This window comes from Bacillus sp. GMa5/1, assembly GCF_050172015.1.
Classification (GTDB): domain Bacteria; phylum Bacillota; class Bacilli; order Bacillales; family Bacillaceae_G; genus Bacillus_A; species Bacillus_A cereus.
This window is the reverse complement of the sequence record NZ_JBNLYC010000444.1, coordinates 1-395: the sequence shown is the minus strand read 5'-3', so window position 1 is coordinate 395 and position 395 is coordinate 1. Positions and strand designations below refer to the sequence as shown.

Here is a 395-nt window from a genome sequence, read left to right as displayed (position 1 = left end):
ACGTTTAATTCTAATTGTCCTGCTTCTGAAGCAAGGCAAATTGTATGGTCATTACCAATTACTTGGAACGCAATTTGATTAATTACTTCTGGCATAACAGGGTTTACTTTCCCTGGCATAATAGATGAACCTGGTTGACGAGCTGGTAACATAATTTCCGCTAAACCAACACGCGGACCTGATGCCATTAAGCGAAGGTCATTCGCAATTTTAGACATATTCATCATACATACTTTAAGCGCTGCAGATACTTCAGTATAAGCATCCGTATTTTGCGTCGCATCTACTAAATCTTCTGCACCAACAAGCGGTAATTCACTAATTGCAGCTAAATGTTTTACAACTGCTTCAATATATTCTGGATCTGCATTTAAGCCTGTACCAACTGCAGTTGC

The 395-nt window shown here is 39.2% G+C and carries 1 protein-coding gene; it reads right to left on the bottom strand.

Annotation, left to right across the window (positions count from 1 at the left end):
* Positions 1 to 395 (bottom strand): lyase family protein (locus ACQGSG_RS29350; protein ID WP_426948796.1); only part of this gene is annotated, 395 nt, incomplete at both ends.